This is a genomic window from Aidingimonas lacisalsi (genome assembly GCF_008079445.1).
GTDB classification, from domain to species: domain Bacteria; phylum Pseudomonadota; class Gammaproteobacteria; order Pseudomonadales; family Halomonadaceae; genus Aidingimonas; species Aidingimonas lacisalsi.
Genome location: NZ_VRYH01000003.1, coordinates 244,447 through 260,112 on the forward strand (window position 1 = coordinate 244,447; position 15,666 = coordinate 260,112).

Annotated in this window: 15 protein-coding genes and 3 pseudogenes; 5 read left to right on the top strand and 13 right to left on the bottom strand. The window is 56.0% G+C overall.

Annotated features, from left to right (window positions below; genetic code table 11):
• Window positions 1–3 precede the first annotated feature (3 nt).
• Window positions 4–832 (top strand): annotated as a pseudogene (locus FVV99_RS07320) (SDR family oxidoreductase).
• Window positions 833–843: 11 nt separating this feature from the next.
• Here the strand turns inward: FVV99_RS07320 and FVV99_RS07325 are convergent.
• From FVV99_RS07325 to FVV99_RS19045, 3 genes and pseudogenes are all read right to left on the bottom strand, one after another.
• Window positions 844–1,104, bottom strand: a complete 261-nt coding sequence (locus FVV99_RS07325) for a hypothetical protein (protein ID WP_148253402.1) — start codon at window positions 1,102–1,104, stop codon at window positions 844–846.
• Window positions 1,105–1,108: 4 nt separating this feature from the next.
• Window positions 1,109–1,522: a helix-turn-helix domain-containing protein gene (locus FVV99_RS07330; RefSeq protein WP_148253403.1), complete on the bottom strand. Its 414-nt coding sequence runs from the start codon at window positions 1,520–1,522 to the stop codon at window positions 1,109–1,111.
• 10 nt (window positions 1,523–1,532) lie between these two features.
• Window positions 1,533–1,613: pseudogene (locus FVV99_RS19045) on the bottom strand (hypothetical protein); the annotation flags it as partial.
• Between the two features lie 287 nt (window positions 1,614–1,900).
• Here FVV99_RS19045 and FVV99_RS07340 point away from each other — a divergent pair.
• On the top strand, window positions 1,901–2,554 hold the full coding sequence (locus FVV99_RS07340) for a GntR family transcriptional regulator (protein ID WP_148253405.1): 654 nt from the start codon (window positions 1,901–1,903) through the stop codon (window positions 2,552–2,554).
• A 59-nt stretch (window positions 2,555–2,613) separates the two neighbouring features.
• Here the strand turns inward: FVV99_RS07340 and FVV99_RS07345 are convergent, their stop codons facing one another.
• The 9 genes from FVV99_RS07345 to FVV99_RS07385 form a co-directional block, all read right to left on the bottom strand.
• On the bottom strand, window positions 2,614–3,531 hold the full coding sequence (locus FVV99_RS07345; RefSeq protein WP_148253406.1) for an amidohydrolase family protein: 918 nt from the start codon (window positions 3,529–3,531) through the stop codon (window positions 2,614–2,616).
• Between the two features lie 4 nt (window positions 3,532–3,535).
• The gene (locus FVV99_RS07350) at window positions 3,536–4,426 is read right to left on the bottom strand and encodes an NAD(P)-dependent oxidoreductase (RefSeq protein WP_148253407.1); all 891 of its coding nucleotides are present in this window, start codon (window positions 4,424–4,426) and stop codon (window positions 3,536–3,538) included.
• Between the two features lie 48 nt (window positions 4,427–4,474).
• Entirely contained in the window at window positions 4,475–5,749 is a 1,275-nt protein-coding gene (locus FVV99_RS07355; protein ID WP_148253408.1) for a TRAP transporter large permease, read from the bottom strand.
• Window positions 5,750–5,758: 9 nt separating this feature from the next.
• Window positions 5,759–6,226 (bottom strand): TRAP transporter small permease, encoded by a 468-nt coding sequence (locus FVV99_RS07360; protein WP_148253409.1) that lies wholly within the window; start codon window positions 6,224–6,226, stop codon window positions 5,759–5,761.
• A gap of 60 nt (window positions 6,227–6,286) precedes the next feature.
• Complete coding sequence (locus FVV99_RS07365; protein WP_148253410.1) at window positions 6,287–7,276, bottom strand: TRAP transporter substrate-binding protein; 990 nt, start codon at window positions 7,274–7,276, stop codon at window positions 6,287–6,289.
• Between the two features lie 192 nt (window positions 7,277–7,468).
• Window positions 7,469–8,506, bottom strand: a complete 1,038-nt coding sequence (locus FVV99_RS07370; protein ID WP_148253411.1) for a 4-hydroxythreonine-4-phosphate dehydrogenase PdxA — start codon at window positions 8,504–8,506, stop codon at window positions 7,469–7,471.
• A 264-nt stretch (window positions 8,507–8,770) separates the two neighbouring features.
• Entirely contained in the window at window positions 8,771–9,733 is a 963-nt protein-coding gene (locus tag FVV99_RS07375) for an NAD(P)-dependent oxidoreductase (protein ID WP_269090057.1), read from the bottom strand.
• A complete protein-coding gene (locus tag FVV99_RS07380) occupies window positions 9,715–11,166 on the bottom strand; it encodes an NAD-dependent succinate-semialdehyde dehydrogenase (RefSeq protein WP_148253413.1) in 1,452 nt (483 codons plus the stop codon). The genes FVV99_RS07375 and FVV99_RS07380 overlap by 19 nt, the downstream gene beginning before the upstream one ends.
• A 709-nt stretch (window positions 11,167–11,875) precedes the next feature.
• Window positions 11,876–12,403 (bottom strand): gamma carbonic anhydrase family protein, encoded by a 528-nt coding sequence (locus FVV99_RS07385; RefSeq protein WP_148253414.1) that lies wholly within the window; start codon window positions 12,401–12,403, stop codon window positions 11,876–11,878.
• A 409-nt stretch (window positions 12,404–12,812) separates the two neighbouring features.
• Here FVV99_RS07385 and FVV99_RS07390 point away from each other — a divergent pair, with 409 nt between their 5' ends.
• The 3 genes and pseudogenes from FVV99_RS07390 to FVV99_RS18750 form a co-directional block, all read left to right on the top strand.
• Window positions 12,813–13,607, top strand: coding sequence for an enoyl-CoA hydratase/isomerase family protein (locus FVV99_RS07390; RefSeq protein WP_148253415.1), 795 nt, complete (start codon window positions 12,813–12,815; stop codon window positions 13,605–13,607).
• A gap of 20 nt (window positions 13,608–13,627) precedes the next feature.
• On the top strand, window positions 13,628–14,860 hold the full coding sequence (locus FVV99_RS07395) for a CaiB/BaiF CoA transferase family protein (protein ID WP_236645337.1): 1,233 nt from the start codon (window positions 13,628–13,630) through the stop codon (window positions 14,858–14,860).
• A 49-nt stretch (window positions 14,861–14,909) separates the two neighbouring features.
• Window positions 14,910–15,262, top strand: a pseudogene (locus FVV99_RS18750) (electron transfer flavoprotein subunit beta/FixA family protein); the annotation flags it as partial.
• On the opposite strand, the gene FVV99_RS19050 reads toward FVV99_RS18750, so the two are convergent.
• Entirely contained in the window at window positions 15,216–15,572 is a 357-nt protein-coding gene (locus FVV99_RS19050) for an IS3 family transposase (protein WP_148253416.1), read from the bottom strand. The pseudogene FVV99_RS18750 and the gene FVV99_RS19050 sit on opposite strands and share 47 nt — an antisense overlap.
• Window positions 15,573–15,666 lie beyond the last annotated feature (94 nt).

Genomic DNA, 15,666 nt, shown 5'->3' on the forward strand with positions numbered 1-15,666 from the left:
CTCGTGTCCAAGACTTGGCTTATCACAGGTACATCCACCGGCCTTGGCCGCCTGCTCGTTGAACGGCTGCTCGAACGTGGCGATCGTGTGGTCGCTACGCTGCGACAGTCTGGCGTGCTGGATGAGCTGCTGGAACGCTACGGTGATCGACTGCATGTGTTCGTTCTCGATGTGACGGATACCAAGGCAATCAGAACCGTCATGCAGGAGGCCTTCGAGCGCATGGAACGGATTGACGTCGTGGTCAGCAATGCCGGTTATGGCCTCTTCGGTGCCGGTGAAGAAGTGAGCGACGCACAGATTGAGCGCCAGATCGCTACGAATCTGACGGGGTCCATCCAACTCATTCGCGCAGTTCTTCCACATCTGCGGGAGCAGGGGCGGCCGCATCGTTCAGGTATCGTCGGAGGGAGGGCAGATCGCCTATCCGAACTTCAGCCTCTACCATGCGACTAAGTGGGGTATCGAGGGGTTCGTGGAATCCGTCGCCAAGGAGGTCGCTCCATTCGGAATCGATTGCCTGCTTATCGAGCCGGGGCCGACTGGAACCAACTTCGCTGCCGGGCTGGATCATGCCCCGCCTCTCGCCTGTTATGACGACACGCCGGCCGGCGATGTCCGGCGGGCGGTGGCTTCCGGTGCCTTCGCCATCAAGGGAGATGCCGCCAAGACAGTCGATGCCATCGTCGTGGCGGTAGACGCCGAGACGCCACCGTTCCGTCTGGCCCTGGGAAGCTCTGCCTATACGTCCATCAGACAAGCGCTGACCGAACGACTCCGCCTGTTGGAAGAGCAGAAAGAGGTGGCGCTTGCTGCTGATCTGGATAGCTGAGACCGATCAGGTTAGTGCATCGCCATCCGTTGGCTGTGCGTCGAAGCCCATGGAGCGCGGAAGCCGGGTGTGCCTGCCCATTCCTGGGCGGTCAACACCATGCTTGCCTCCATGGCAATGGTCTTCATCACGGTCGACCGAGACTGCTCGGCAACGCCGTCGTCTGGAATGTTGGCCAATGGATCGTAGTGAGCAAGAGGGCGGTAAGTTTTCAGTAAGTGAGCGGCTGCGATAGTGACTCCTCCTTTCACCCAATGTGAGGAGTTCCCCATGCCGCTATTTGCCCCGTGTCGTCACTCGCTTCTCTTGGGCCAAGGCATCGAGCTTTTTTAGGTAGGCGTTCTCCGCCCGCAGATACGCCAACTCCTCGAGCAACTCTTCTTGGGAGCGCTCATCATCGGAGCGCGACTCGGGCGGTGGTGACGGAGGCTTCTGAGGCATGGGGCGGCGTCCCTGACGCGTCGGTGCTAAGGCGGCCAAGCCCCCACTATGGTACTGACGCTCCCATCTGCCAATAGCGCCGTCCTCACGGATATCGAACAGAGCGGCCGTCTGGCGATATGACAAGCCCTCCCGCCTCATCCTTTCGAGTACCAGCAGTTGGAAGGCCGCACTTTGGTGACGGTACTTCTTGCGCAGCCCCTCTACGCCATGCTGACGGTAGCTGTCGGGTGGAGGCGTCCAGGCCATGCTGGCGCGCTACCTCCCGTAGGCTGGTGTCCGCACGTAAGCATTGCTGCACAATCCGCTGCTTGAATCTCTCGTCGTACTGCTTGCTCATAGAAACACCCCGAAGGTTGGATTGGGTGTCCAACTTTCGGGGTGCAGTTCAGATGATGAGTGAGTTAATGGCGAAGTACCACGAAGGCCCGTCAACAACTCAATGAAAGTGTTGCACTCAGAGCCTGCTTCCGCCCTATGAATCCAGGATCTAACAGATCTTGTCTCATTGCTTTTTTGAATGCATAATTTGTTATTAACGTTGGAATTAGTAATTTAGTGAGCGTTATCGCTGCTAGCGACCATGGTTGATATCGCTCCGGTAATGTGTCTTGGAGATGGCGCTTTATGGAAAAGATCAAGCAAAACACTTTGCATGGTGAGGTCGCTGAGCGGATTCGTGACATGATCTCCCAAGGTGCACTGGTACCAGGTAGTCGTGTACCCGAAAAGCAGCTTTGTGAACAATTTGGGGTGTCTCGTACCCCCCTAAGAGAGGCACTTAAGGTACTCGCCTATGAGGGCTTTGTGGAATTGTTACCCAATCGTGGTGCTCGTGTTTCAAAGCTCACGAAGGCCACCATCAAGAACACATTTGAGGTCATGCAGAACCTTGAAGCGTTGTCGGGAAAGTTGGCAGGTGATCGGGTCACTGATTCTGAACTGAAGAATATAGAGTCTTTGCATTACCAAATGCTGGCACATTACAAGAAAGGTAATATGCAGGAGTATTTGTTGCTCAACCAGCAGATTCATGAGGCCATTGTAGTTGCCTCCCAGAATGATGTTCTTATTGATGTTTACAAGAATCTAAATCAACGGGTCCGTCGGGTTCGGTTCACTGCGGAACTGAGTAGTGACTACTGGCCCAAGGCGGTTCAAGAGCATAAGGATATGGTCAATGCATTGCGTGCCCGAGATGGAGTTGCACTAGGAGAGGTTCTGAGTCGTCACCTCAAGAATAAGGTGGAAATGTCCAATCTTGAGGATATGGCTGAATAGTCGAGGTCACCAAGACCGCGCCGGCTGCAGGCTGGCGCGGCGCGGTCGGCAATATTGGCTTAGGGGGTTAGTAAAGATTCCATCCGATAGAAATGTACGGCATTGCTATAAAAGAGCCGTCGCCTCTCGTCCTCATTGAATGAAGCCGTGATGTCCATGAAGCCACCGAAGATAGTATTGAAAGAAGCTACCAAGCTATCTACCGGAAAATTACTGGCGAACATGCAGCGTTCGATTCCGAAACACTCGATGGTTTCTAGCACCACTTGGCGATTCGCCTCTATACTCCACGTGGTTCCGGGAACGCCGATCCCCGATATCTTTATTGCCACATTAGGCAGCTTTGCTACCTTGGCAATGGCTTCACGCCATCTACGAAAACCTGTTTCACTACGATCTGCTGGTAGCCCGGTATGATTGATGATCAGTTGGGTTTCCGGAAAGCTTTCAGCTAGTTCGGTGGCTTCGTCGAAGTGCCACCAAGGTGCCTGTAGATCGAAGGAGAGCCCATGTTTGGCTAGTAGGGCGAAGCCGCGGCGCCAAGCAGGGTCGCCCATGGAGCCCGGTATGCCGGGCTCCACTGCCGAGGGTGATGCTGCCGCGGTTGGCTTATGACGGATTCCCCGTACCCGCGGGTAAGCACAATGTGCTTCCAAAACCTCTTCTACATTCGACTGGTCCAGGCGTGCCTGAGCGACCATTACGCTGGGGAGGCCCTCCTGTTCAGCTAGCTGATGGACCCAGCGTGTCTCTTGGATAGGTGTGCGGGGATCCCACTCGGTTTCCACGAAGACCGATCCAACCACCCGGAAGCCCTCAGTATCGCGGCGGTAATCCGCGGGCAGGTAGTTACGCCGGATGGCGCTGTAATCGCCATAGCGAAACGGGATCATCTCCTCGTCGCAGAGCCAAGGCACATAGTTCTGCTCGAGATCCCAAAAATGCTGATGTGCATCAATGATGGGTAGACTATTCATGACATTAGCGCTCCGGCCCGACACCTTCAAGTAGCGACACTATGGCAGCACCATCCAATTCGCCCTTATCCTGGGAAATCAGCATGCTGTAGAGGGAGTTGGCGGTACCCGCCATGGGCATGGAAACGTTCAAGGCATTAGCGGCGTCCTGCAGCATATGCAGGTCCTTGAGAATCTGCCGGGCGTAGCCACGCGGTTCGAAGTCGTTCTCGACCATGCGGGGCAAAAGGTCGTTGAGCAGATTGCTGCCGGCATAGCCCGAGGAGAGGGCGTCGGGGATCTTGCTGACATCGATGCCGAAACGGTTGCCGAGGTTACAGGCTTCGGCGATCACGCAGTAGTTGGAGAGCACGAGTGCCTGGTTGATCAGTTTGGTGGCTTGTCCGGCCCCAACCTCGCCCATTCGAGTGAATTGCCCAAGGGTAGCCATCAATGGTTGGATAGCGTCGATGGTGGTCTGGTCGCCACCGGCCATGATGGCCAGGCGTCCCTCGGCGGCGGCGCCGGGGCCACCGGATACCGGGGCGTCGACGAATTGCATGCCGCTCCGGTCCAGCAAGGTCTGCGCCAGGCGCTTGGTGGTCTCGAGCTCTGTCGTGGAGTGGTCGACCACGGTCTTGCCCTGGCCCTGAGTGACCTCGGCAATGCCACCCTCACCGAGGATGACCGCTTCCACGGCAGTCGTGGAGATCACGCACAGCTGGATGATCTCGGTACGCTCGACGACCTTGGCCGGCGACTCGGCAATCTCGACGCCGTTGGCCCTGGCGGCCTGGCAACAGGCGTCGTCGATGTCGTAGCCGATGACGGAATAGCCACTTTCGACGAGGCGCGAGGTGAAGCCGGCGCCCATCTTGCCGAGGCCGATGAAACCGATAGTTGGCTTGCTTGTCATTTTACTACTCCTTCTTGCCAGTACAGTCATTGTTTGAGGCTCTGCGACTTAGCGCAGGAAGCCTGGCAGCCACAGTACTAGGTCAGTTGAGAATGTAATGATGGCCAGAGTGATCAGCAGGGGGATATAGAATGGCATCAGCGCTTTCAGCAGCTGACGCAGCGACACCTGGGCGATCGATGAAACGAGGAACAATGACAGGCCCATGGGTGGGGTCAGCAACCCGATCATCAGGTTGAAGATGGCGACGACGCCAAGGTGTACTGGATCGACCCCTGCAAGCACCATGGGGGGCGCCACGATAGGCACGATCAACAGGGTCGCAGTGGTCGAGTCGAGAAAGATGCCGGCGATAAAGAAGATCAGGTTGGCGATGAGCAGCAGCATGAGTGGGTCTTTGGATATCTGCAGTATGAATGCAGCAAACTGCTGTGGGATCTGCTCGACGGACAAGATCCAGCCAAACATAGAGGCCGCAGCCACGATGATCAGTATTGCACTTGTTGTCTTCAAAGTGGCCATCATCGAGCTTATCAAGTGCGACCAGGTCAGTTCCCTGTAGAAAAGCGAGCTGACCAACAGCACGTAGGCGACGGTAACAGCTGCGGCTTCCGTCGGGGTGAACAGGCCCAACAACATGCCTGAGATCATCAACACTGGGGCCAGAAGTGCCGGCAAAGCGGGTAGGAATGACCGATACACTTCCCTGGTCGTGGGAAGCCTTGGGGCGCGAGGCATGTCGTGCTTGATGGCCAGAATGGCCGCGGTGATCATGAGCAGCGCCGTGCAAATCAAGGCCGGAACGATCCCGGCGAGGAGCAGTTGCACGATGGAGACGCTCGTGACGGACCCATAGACGATCAACGGGATGCTGGGGGGGAATATCGGACCCACGACGGCCGATGAAGCCGTGACCGCCGCAGAGAAGGGCGCCCCATAGCCGCGTTTCTTCATGGCTTCGATTTCTATCTTGCCAAGCCCCCCCACATCCGCAAGAGATGCGCCTGACATGCCCGAAAATATCAGGCTCGAGAAGATATTGACCTGTGCCAGTCCCCCTGGGGCTCGGCCAACCAGGGTATTGGCAAAATGAAAAATCCTGTCCGTGATGCCGGACTGGTTCATCAAGTTGCCAACAAAGATGAATATGGGCACGGCAACCAATGGAAAACTATCGAGAGAATAGGTGAGGCGCTGGCCGAGAAGCCCTACCGGAAAGCCCTCGATGAGTACATAGACCACGGAAGGAATGAGGATGGCATAAACGACAGGGAATCCGAGCAGGAAGAATACTAAAAAAAGAGCCAGTATCATGAAGCCCATTATTTTTTCCTATATACCGATGCTATGTTTAGGGTGACGAGATCTTAACCCCTGACGGAAGTGCATGAAGGCGGCTCCCGCGAACCCCAGGAACGTGGTGCTGAAGAAGATCCAGTAGGGAATCTTCAGTACGGGGGTAGCCTTGTTGAGATTTGCCAGCACCGTGATGAACGCAGCATAAGCGATGAACAGGCATGCAAGTATGGAGAGCAGGGCTATGACCTTGTAGAGCGCTATCTTCAACTTGCTGGGCAATGTCTCGCGCAATTCAGCCATCTCGATGTTTTCACCGCTCGATATGGCCAACGGATAAGAAGAAAAAACCAGACAAATAAGCAAGAAGCGAGTGAGTTCTCCCGACCCGGGAATGGAGAACCCAAATACGGAGCGAGTGATGACCTGCAGGAAAGGAACGAATATCATTCCTGCGAGCAAGGCTAGGCAGAAAATTTCCAACAGTCTTTTTCCGGTTCTCATGCTTGCGACCCTATGCGGTTGGTAATGGCAGCAAGGGCAACTGCCCTTGCTGCCAAACTATTACTCTATTTCCGAAATTTGCTCGATATAGGGTTCAAAGTTAGGGTAGTCTTCGTTGATTTGTGCAAGGACCTGATCGCGGAAGGCATCCAGATCGAGGCCATTCTCCTCGGTGATGAAGGTCATGCCCTTTTCGGTCAGTTCATCGACCAGGCGAGCCTCACGCTCTTGTGCCCATTGGAGGGATTCCTGGGCTTTCTCCTCGAGTATCCGTGTGATGGTTTCCTGATGGTCTTCATCAAAGGACTGCCATGTTTCCTCGTTGATGAACACGGCCAGTATGGAGTGCATGTGCCCGGTCATTGAAACATGGGACTGCACTTCATAAAGGCTGTTGGACATGAGCATGGTCAGTGGGTTTTCCTGGCCAACCACGAGCCCGGTCATCAACGAGGTCGGAAGTTCGGAGACTTCAACGGGAGTCGGGTCGGCGCCAAACCCATTGACCATGGAAATCCATATGTCGAGCGGTACGGCGCGGAAGGGCTTGCCTTCCAGATCGGCGGGGGAGTGAACGGGGAAGTTGGCGGTAATGTGCCGTGCCCCGCGGTACATCCTGCCGATGATGCGCATGTCGCCCTCTTCAATGAGCCGCTTATTCATTTCGCTGACGACGGGTGATTGCGGGTCGGTGGCTTTCAATGCATGTTCTTTATCACGATAAATGAAGGGAGCATTGAATACGGCTATATCGGGGACGATCTGGGCGAGCGAGGCAAATTCGTGATGTGCTAGTGAGATTGAGCCAAGGGACACACCGTCGACCATTTCAGCGACATCGCCAAGCTGGCTTGCCGGGAACAGGTCGATCGTTATTTCACCGTCGGTGGCCTCTTCGATGGCGGCTGATGCTTCTGACGCATAGCGTGTCTGCGAATCGCCTTCCGAACCGACATGCGCATAGCGCAGTGTTTCGGCCGATACTGAGGCAGAGGCGAAGCTAACAGTTAAAGTGGCAATTGTTAGAGCGAGCTTTTTCTTGAGAAACATCTTGCACCTCTATTTTGTTGACGTGCCGTTAAGGCTGATTTTGTTATCGTTTATCTCTGAGTATTCAGTTACTCAGAGTGTTCTGGATCCATCCTGGCTCTTTCTTGCCTAATTGGCAGCGTGTCCTTGCGATGGCGAAAGATTCCAACCTGCTACACACTTTAGACTATGTCATTATGAACTCATAATTCATTATTGTTTAATAGACTTTTGTCTACCGCTTCGATGCGTCACATGATGCCGACCCATACGACAGGCAATGTTGAAGGCGTGGCGCATGGCCTCGACGTTGGCTTGGCCTTGACCGGCGATATCGAAAGCGGTGCCATGGGCGGGCGTGGTGATAGGGAGTGGCAGGCCACCCTGCACCGTCACGCCTCTTTCAAAGCCAAGCAGCTTAAGGGCGATCTGGCCCTGATCATGGTACATCGTAACGACACCATCGAACTCGCCGTCGTGGGCCCGACGAAAGATGGTGTCGGCGGGGATAGGCCCCTGAGCGGGATAGCCAGCGTCGGCGCACTCGGCGATGGCAGGGGCGATGATATCGATTTCCTCGCGACCGCAGGTGCCGCCTTCACCAGCATGGGGGTTGAGTCCAGCCACGGCGATGCGAGGCTCAGCCACACCCGCAGCCTTCAGTGCGCCATAGATTAGACGGGTGGCACCTAGGATGCGTTCTCGTGTAACGAACGAGGCAGCCTCGCTCAGCGGCACATGTGACGAAATCCGAGAAGTCCAGAGATTGCCTAGAGTATTGAATTCACAGAAATAACTGTCGACCTTGAGACGTTCAGCGAAAAAATGCAGCTCATCTTCATACTTCAGGCCTCCCCGCTTCATCGATAGCTTGTTGAGGGGGGCAAAGCAGATGGCGTCGATCTGGCCTTCCTGAGCCGCATCTAGGCATCGTTTTAATATCTCAAGGACCGAAGCTCCACCTGCCGCACTGACCTGAGCATAGCGAATACCGTCGTGCAGCACAGTCTCTACGGGTAATAATACTGGGCTGTCAGCCTGATGGGCTTCAGCGAACGAACCGACCTCGGGAAGGTGTTGTCTTGTTCCCGCGACTCGTTGACCTTCCTCCCAGAGCCAGCGATCTCCTACGACCACGATCTGGGCTTGGTTGATTGCCTCTTTATCCGATAGGAGCTTGGCGATCAGCTCTGGGCCGATCCCGGCTGGGTCACCCAGTGTTAGTGCGATACAGGGGGGCTGTTGGGACATGGATTCGAGTCTCCGTAGTAGATGTTTTCTTGTTTTCTGCCAGATTCGTCGGTCAGGATTGGCATCTGTAACAATGTTCCTGGATACTTAGGTCTGCTATAACTCGGCGGCGTGGATCCTTGGCAAGTTATTGGATTATATGGCTGCTCCATCACTCACAAGTGCGAGCCGCTCTCTAAGATAACCGCTAACTCGTCGGCGAATTGAGGCAGCAGGTCCGTATGGCTGCGTCATAGTGATCAGTGATAGCCATCAGACTCGTCATCAGCTCGCCCATGGTCGATTGCCCCGCGCCAGAATACTGACAAGCTCGGGCACTGTAGCTTGCGCAAACCCTGAAGACTCGGCTTCGTCCAGTACCTGCACAATGTTCGATGCGGTTTTCCGAGTGGCGTCCAGGTCGGTTGCCATAGCCACGTAATACTCCATGTCTTTATGGGCATTGGCGATACTGAAACGGAAGCCCGACGAGTCGTGGGACAGGATATAAGGACTCAGTCGATCGAGGACCGTTCCTGCTCCGCCCCCCTGAGCCAGTACGTCAATCAGAACCTTGGCGTCGACGCCACCACGCTCGGCGCAGGCGGCCGCTTCGGCCATCACGGTAGAAAAGCCGACCGAGACGAAGTTATGCAACAGCTTCAGAGTATGGCCCGCGCCGACGGGACCGGCGTGCTTGATGTTTTCTGCATAGCTTTGCAGCAAGGGCAGTAGAGTTTCATAGAGATCGTGATCTCCGCCCACGATCAGGTTGAGTCGCCCCTCGGCGGCCTCCTTGGGGGTGCGTGTCATCGGCGCATCCACAAACCGTCCTCCCGCTGCCTCTACTGCCTCGGCAACCTTGACCGTCGAGCTCGGAATTGCGGTCGAGCAATCGATGACCACGGTTCCTGGCTGGATCCCTTGCAAGACGCCGCCTTCATGGAAGAGGACGGCTTCCACTTGGGGCGTGCCCGTGACACAAATAATGATGATGTCGGAGTGGTGGGCCAAATCCGCCCCCTCTGTGAATGGCACCGCCCCCTGGGCCACCAACTCGTCGACTGGTTGGTTGCCGAGGTGGTCGAGAAAACTGAGGGGCCACCCGGCGCGTTGGATGCTGCTGGCGATGCCGTGCCCCATTAAACCGATGCCGATCATGCCAACCCGCTGTTCCGATAACGGCTTGCTGTTCATGTCCTGGTCCTGTGCTGTGTGTTGGTAATGCTTTAAAGGCCACCCATACAGAGATACTTGATCTCGATATAGTCATCGATGCCGTACTTGGAGCCCTCGCGGCCGATGCCGGACTCCTTGACCCCGCCAAAGGGAGCCAGCTCGCTTGAGATGATGCCTTCGTTGATGCCCACGATGCCGCACTCCAGGGCTTCCGCGACGCGCCAGACGCGACCCACGTCACGTGTATAGAAGTAGCTGGCCAAGCCCAGCGTGGTGTCATTGGCCTGGCGGATCACGTCATCTTCATCGTTGAAGCGCAACAGCGGAGCCACGGGGCCAAAGGTTTCATCGTGCATGAGCATTGAGTTAGGGGAGACGTTTGTCAGGATCGTCGGCTGGAAGAAATTCCCCTGTAGCTCGTGGCGCTTCCCACCCAGGTGAACGCTAGCGCCCTTGGCTTTTGCATCCTCGATATGTTGTTCCACCTTTTCGACGGCTGCCAGGTTGATCAAAGGCCCCAGTGCGACTCCGTCCTTGAGGCCGTTGCCGACCTTTTGCGCGCTGACGGCTGTGGCCAGTCGGTCGGCAAAGTCGTCGTAGATCTTGTCGTGAACAAAAATCCTGTTCGCGCAGACACAGGTTTGGCCGGTGTTGCGAAACTTGGAGGCCATAACCCCTGCAACCGCCTGGTCGAGGTCGGCATCTTCGAAGATGATGAAGGGCGCATTGCCACCCAGCTCCATCGAGACCTTCTTGACAGTCTGAGCACAGGCGGTGAGTAGAACCTTGCCCACTGCCGTGGACCCAGTGAAGGAGAGCTTGCGGACTAGCGGATTCGAGGTCAGCTCATCACCCACGTCCCGAGCGCTGCCAGTCACCACGTTCAGTACCCCCCGGGGAACACCGGCCCGCTCGGCGAGCTCTGCCAGCGCCAAGGCCGAGTAGGGCGTACTGGAAGCGGGCTTGATGACTACGGTGCATCCGGCCGCCATGGCTGCGGCGGCCTTTCGAGTGATCATGGCGTTGGGAAAGTTCCAGGGGGTGATGGCCGCGACCACTCCGACGGGTTCCCTGGTGACGACGATGCGGCGGTCATTGGCGTGGGCCGGGATAACATCGCCATAGATCCGCTTGGCCTCTTCGCCAAACCATTCTATAAAAGAGGCACCGTAGGCAATCTCCCCTCGAGCCTCATGGAGAGGCTTGCCCTGTTCTAGGGTCAGGATGTGTGCCAGATCCTCTTGATGTTCCATACATAGATCGAACCAATGTCGAAGGATCGAAGCGCGCTGCTTGGCCGTCCTGGCTTTCCATTCGGGAAGGGAACGATCGGCGGCATCGATTGCTGACCGGACTTGGGCTTGCGTCAGGTGCGGCACGGTCCCCAGCAGCGCATTGTCGGCAGGGTTGGTGACCTCGATGGCGGCCTGTCCCTCGGCATCGGTCCAACGGCCATCGATATAGCAGTGTTGCCTGAAAAGAGTGGGATCACTCAGGTTCATCGAACCTCCTAAGCAGCTTGTTTTATTGAATGAGTCGCCATCTGTCGATCAATCCGCAGACGCAATGTTGGCTGCGATCGAACTCGCCCCTGATGCGTTTCTTAGTCACTCCTTTCCCTGCAGTGGCTGGTATGGGCGGGCAAAAGGATTAACATACCGCTAAACATGAATTATGTATTCAAAAAGATATATTAGACTTTTGTCTGGACTCTGGCTGGGGAGCGTCATGGGGACCAGGAGGGAGAGGCAATCCGCTACTGTCGGTTTACCCTAGCCCACGGCTCTGGCATTCAATTCAGTCGCGGTGAATCAAGGGACTGCTAAAGCCTGGCTGAAGTTTTTTGAGTAATGTTCGCGGGTTTTTCGGCTTGGAAGTTTTGCAGGAGTGAGTCGATAGAGACTTTTCCAGCAGTCAGCGTTGAGCATCCCCGTCACAGCCATAGGTTTTTGAATAATCTTGAAGGGGGTATCTGTTATGGCAGGGCTCGGAGAAGCCGTGCTCAACATCTATGAGTTATTGTTTTTCCAGTAAAAGCTAAGATTGTGGGGACCAAAAGCCTGTGGCCAGCCATCGCTATGGAATAACAGTGGCCAGTATTCCATTGAGCGGGATGGTGTTGGCCATTTACGAGTGCGACACGGCAAGGCGGATACCCTGCCGTGTCGCGCTTCATCTGTTTATGAGGGTAAGTGGGAGGGGCGCTCAGAGTCATTCACTCAACGGTTTCAGATGAGCCAGATAACGCTCCTTGCGTGCCACATAGTTCTTGCTGCTCTCGATCAGGCCGGCCACTTCCTCGGAGCTCAGGGTACGCGATACCTTGGCAGGCGACCCCAGGATTAACGAGTTGGAAGGGAATTCCTTGTTGGAGGTGATCACCGAGCCGGCGCCGATCAGGCAATTCTCTCCGATCCACGCGCCATTGAGGATAGTCGAGTGCATGCCTACCAGGGTGCCGTCACCGATGGTGCAGCCATGCAGCATGACTAGATGACCAACGGTGACGTCCTTGCCGATGCTCAGGGGAAAGTCGGGATCAGTATGGAGCACACAATTTTCTTGAATATTGCTGTTGTCGGCGATGTAGATCGGCTCGTTGTCGCCTCGCAGCACGGCTCCTGGCCAGATGCTGACGTCCTTGCCTAATCGGACGTCACCGATTACGGCAGCTTCGCGGGCGATAAACACGCTGGCATCGTGGCAGGGCGAAATATCCTCGAGCGCGTAGGTGGCCATGTCCTGTCTCCTCTTGTGTTGGACGGTCGTTAACTGGCCGGCAGTCGGTGGCGTCAAAGCTCCGGAATATGGAATACGGTATGAATCCCGGCAAATGGCGTCAATAAATTGAATTCATAATCCTCCTTCTGGAAGTGCCGACTGTTCAACATAACCACATCATCTGTGGTAACGAGTACGTCGGGTAACCGGGGCAGACAAAGGTCTAATTTGAACTAAATGAATTATGAGTTCAGAATTAAATGTGTATAGTCTTGGCGCTCTTTGAACCACGTACTGCGAGCCAGACGGCATGGCGTGGGATGCAACCGGGGTGCGTGAGAATCGTGCACCGCGACGTGCGTCGAACGTAATGACGGCAGATGAGGCCTCCGGCCACCTGCCAGTCTCTGATGAAGCAGGAGGGGTAATGGAGCCGAAATCGACGGCCGAGCTGGAGCTCATCAAAGATGGGCGCATCGCCTGGCTGATCTTCAATCGTCCTCAGGTCCGCAATGCCATGACCTGGGAGATGTACGACGCGCTTGAGGGTTATTGCCAGACTTTAAACGAGGATCCCGATATCGATGTGGTAGTGCTGCGTGGCAGTGGTGGCGAAGCCTTCGTGGCCGGAACCGATATTAAGCAGTTCACTACCTTCGACATGGCTGAGCACGCGCTGGATTATGAACATCGCATTGATGCGGTCATTGGCACCCTGGAGTCCCTGAGTAAGCCCACCATCGCTCTTATTGAGGGATTTTGCATCGGCGGTGGCGCGGCCATTGCCTTGGCTTGCGATTTCCGCTATTGCACGCCCGATCTGCGTTTCGGCATACCCATCGCCAAGACCCTTGGCAACTGTGTCTCCATCACCAATGTATCGCGTCTGGTCGATTTGGTTGGCGCCGCCAGGGCTAAGGAGGTACTGATGCTGGCCAAGCTATTCAAGGCCGAGGATGCGAAGCTGGCCGGTTTGGTGACTGAGATCATTGCGCCTGAGACGATTGAAGCTGAGGTCAGGCAGGTGGCCGAAAGGCTAGGCGGCTTCGCCCCCCTGACTCTGCGAGCCTCCAAGGAGGAGGTTCGGCGTGTACTGGCAGTTCGACGACCCGCCGCCGGCAGCGAAGAGGACTTGATCGCGCTCTGCTACACCAGTCGTGATTTCAAGAGCGCCGTCAGCGCTTTTATCAACAAGACACCCCATTCATGGCTCGGAGAGTAGTGGCCGTTCTATGACTGTTCGTGCCCTATGCCGACCGCAATTTTTCCTATTACAACGAGGTGGCTAGCATGCTTCCCTTAACGAAGATAAAAGTTCTCGACATTTCCCAGATCATGGCTGGGCCTTATTGCACTATGGTGCTTGGCGATATGGGCGCGGATGTCATCAAGGTGGAGAAGAAGGGTGGTGACGACAGTCGCCAGATGGGGCCCTACGTCAATGACGAGTCGACCTGCTTTGCTCAGATCAACCGCAACAAGAAGAGTATTTCGCTGAATCTTAAGGAGGAGGAAGGGCGCGAGATCTTCTATCGGCTCGCCAAGGAAGCCGACGTGATTGTAGAGAACTATCGGACCGGCGTGGCCAAAAAGCTGCAGGTGGATTATGAAACCGTCAAGGCCCTCAACCCTGGCATCATCTACTGTTCCATCTCTGGTTACGGGCAGACCGGCCCTTATAGCCAAAAAGGGGGCTTCGACCTAGTAGCTCAGGGCATGACGGGCCTGATGTCGATGACTGGTGAACCCGGCCGGCGCCCGCTGAAGACCGGCATCGCCGTCTACGATATCGGTGCGGGGATTACCGCCGTATATTCGATCCTGGCGGCCTACATTCACAAGATGAACACCGGAGAGGGGCAGCATGTAGATGTGGCCATAGCTGAGTGTGGCCTTCCCTGGTTTGCTTGGGAAGCAGCAGCCTACTTCGCCGAAGGCACCGTGCCTGAGCCCACTGGCTGGCGCCACCGCGTGTCGGCACCCTATCAGGCGATCAAGGTACAAGATGGCTACATTATGCTGGGCTGTGCCAACCAACGTACCTGGGAGCGCCTTTGCCATGAGGTGATCCAGAGACCTGACCTGCTGGAAGACCCGCGCTTCGTCACTAATTACCTGCGTGGGCAGAACGTGGAAGAATTGGAGGTCGTGCTCGAGGAGATCTTCGTGCAGGATGTGTGCGAATCTTGGCTGGCTAAGTGCGACGAGGCGGGTGTGCCGGCTGGACCTATCAACAACTTTGCCCAAGCTCTGGACGACCCGCATTATCAGGCGCGTGGCATGGTGCAGGCGATAGATCACCCGACCATCGGCAATATGAAGACTATAGGATTCGCCAGCAAGCTCTCCGAGACTCCTCAACAGATTCGTCGACCGGCACCGCTCTATGCCCAGCACACCGACGAGGTCATGGCCGAGTTAGGCATCGACGAGACACGTTGCGAAGAGCTGCGTCGCAAGGGAGTGATCAAGTAACAGAGGGGAGTGGAATGGCACTAAGCTCCTCGTCGCGGTCAAACGTGGCATTGACTACGACGTCAAGATCTGGGGCAAGTCGGATCAGAGCGACATCGACTTCTCCAACGTTAAGATGGCCATGAACCCTTTCTACGAGATCGCCGTGGAAGAGTCGGTTCGGCTGAAAGAGAATGTCGTCGAGACCGTGATCGTCGCTATGACCGTGAAATCCAATGCGGCCCAGGAGTAGCTGCCACAGCCCTGGCGCTGGGCGCCGACTGCGCCGTGTATGTCGAGACCGAGTAGTGCGTTGAGTCGATGGCGGCGGCCAAGCTGCTGGCCAAGGTCGTCGACTGAGAGCAGCCCAGCCTTGTCATACTCGGCAAGCAGGCCATCGACACCGATAACAACCATACCGGCTAGATGCAGCAGGCTGGAACTGGCGGCGCACCAGGTCCGCTGAGCAGGCCTTGTGGGCATCGGGCACGATCGTTCGCATGCGCTTGCCTCTGACCACGCCAAGTAACCCCAACTGCCGTATCAGGCGCTCAACCGTGCCGCGAGCTGCTGGAATGGTCTCGCGGTACCGCTGACGCCACACCTCGCGGATGCCATAGACAACGAAGTTCTCATCCCAGACGCGCTGAATTTCGGTGCTCAGCCAGCTATCACGCTGGATGCAGGGTGGTGCACGATTGGGCCGGGCTTCACGGGCCTTATAGCGCGACAATTAACTTGGCCGGTCGTGTTGCCTCACGATGAAAGGTTACTCTGGTGCCTCATCAGAAATGTTACCGAGTGGTTGTTCCACTTCATTGCTGATC

Excerpts from the sequence above, each read along its gene's own strand:
- FVV99_RS07380 (WP_148253413.1), bottom strand. The coding sequence starts at position 11,166 with ATGAACCTGAGTGATCCCACTCTTTTCAGGCAACACTGCTATATCGAT.
- FVV99_RS07355 (WP_148253408.1), bottom strand. The coding sequence starts at position 5,749 with ATGGGCTTCATGATACTGGCTCTTTTTTTAGTATTCTTCCTGCTCGGA.
- FVV99_RS07340 (WP_148253405.1), top strand. The coding sequence starts at position 1,901 with ATGGAAAAGATCAAGCAAAACACTTTGCATGGTGAGGTCGCTGAGCGG.
- FVV99_RS07385 (WP_148253414.1), bottom strand. The coding sequence starts at position 12,403 with ATGGCCACCTACGCGCTCGAGGATATTTCGCCCTGCCACGATGCCAGC.
- FVV99_RS07325 (WP_148253402.1), bottom strand. The coding sequence starts at position 1,104 with ATGGGGAACTCCTCACATTGGGTGAAAGGAGGAGTCACTATCGCAGCC.
- FVV99_RS07370 (WP_148253411.1), bottom strand. The coding sequence starts at position 8,506 with ATGTCCCAACAGCCCCCCTGTATCGCACTAACACTGGGTGACCCAGCC.
- FVV99_RS07390 (WP_148253415.1), top strand. The coding sequence starts at position 12,813 with ATGGAGCCGAAATCGACGGCCGAGCTGGAGCTCATCAAAGATGGGCGC.
- FVV99_RS07360 (WP_148253409.1), bottom strand. The coding sequence starts at position 6,226 with ATGAGAACCGGAAAAAGACTGTTGGAAATTTTCTGCCTAGCCTTGCTC.
- FVV99_RS07330 (WP_148253403.1), bottom strand. The coding sequence starts at position 1,522 with ATGGCCTGGACGCCTCCACCCGACAGCTACCGTCAGCATGGCGTAGAG.
- FVV99_RS07365 (WP_148253410.1), bottom strand. The coding sequence starts at position 7,276 with ATGTTTCTCAAGAAAAAGCTCGCTCTAACAATTGCCACTTTAACTGTT.
- FVV99_RS07350 (WP_148253407.1), bottom strand. The coding sequence starts at position 4,426 with ATGACAAGCAAGCCAACTATCGGTTTCATCGGCCTCGGCAAGATGGGC.
- FVV99_RS07345 (WP_148253406.1), bottom strand. The coding sequence starts at position 3,531 with ATGAATAGTCTACCCATCATTGATGCACATCAGCATTTTTGGGATCTC.